Here is a 1189-nt window from a genome sequence, read left to right on the forward strand (position 1 = left end):
ACTCAATAATTTTTGCAACGACACCAGCACCGACAGTTCGGCCGCCTTCACGAATAGCGAAGCGTAACCCCTCATCCATTGCAATTGGAGAGTGCAGATGTACAGTCAATTGAACGTTATCACCTGGCATAACCATTTCCACACCTTCAGGAAGGTCACAAGAGCCGGTTACGTCAGTAGTTCTGAAGTAAAACTGTGGACGATAACCATTGAAAAATGGCGTATGGCGACCACCCTCATCTTTTGAGAGCACATACACTTCAGCTTCAAACTTAGTATGAGGCTTGATAGTACCAGGTTTTGCTAACACCTGTCCGCGCTCAACTTCATCGCGTTTTGTACCACGTAATAAGATACCCACGTTATCGCCTGCACGACCTTCGTCAAGCAATTTACGGAACATCTCAACACCTGTACAAGTGGTTTTGGTGGTATCACGAATACCAACAATCTCAACTTCTTCACCTACTTTAATAATACCGCTCTCAATTCGACCGGTAACAACTGTACCACGACCTGAAATTGAAAACACATCTTCAATCGGTAACAAGAAGCTTTTATCAATGTTGCGAACAGGCTCAGGAATATAAGAATCCATCGTATCAACAAGCTTCTCAATCGCTGCAACACCAATCTCACTCGTATCGCCTTCAAGCGCTTTTAATGCTGAACCAACCACAATAGGTATATCATCACCAGGAAACTCATAGCTGCTTAATAAGTCACGAACTTCCATCTCAACAAGCTCTAGTAACTCAGCATCATCAACCATGTCTGCTTTGTTTAAGAAAACAACAATGTAAGGTACACCAACTTGGCGAGATAATAAAATATGCTCGCGTGTTTGAGGCATAGGACCATCTGCTGCAGAAACAACTAAGATAGCGCCGTCCATTTGAGCAGCACCCGTAATCATGTTCTTAACATAATCCGCATGCCCTGGACAATCTACGTGTGCATAGTGGCGATTCGCTGATTCATATTCAACATGCGCTGTGGAGATCGTAATACCACGCTCACGCTCTTCTGGCGCTGCGTCAATTTGATCATAAGCTTTGGCTGTGCCACCAAACTTCTTTGCCATAATCGTTGTAATCGCTGCGGTCAGCGTCGTTTTACCATGGTCAACGTGGCCAATCGTTCCCACATTCACGTGTGGCTTTTTTCGTTCAAACTTTTCCTTCGCCAT

General features: G+C 44.5%; 1 protein-coding gene. It reads right to left on the reverse strand.

Features of this window, described 5'->3' with window-relative positions:
- Positions 1 to 1189: elongation factor Tu (gene tuf, locus E1P04_RS17460; RefSeq protein ID WP_131784127.1), on the reverse strand; the 1189-nt coding region annotated here is incomplete at its 3' end.

It is taken from the genome of Legionella gresilensis (assembly GCF_900639865.1).
GTDB classification, from domain to species: domain Bacteria; phylum Pseudomonadota; class Gammaproteobacteria; order Legionellales; family Legionellaceae; genus Legionella_C; species Legionella_C gresilensis.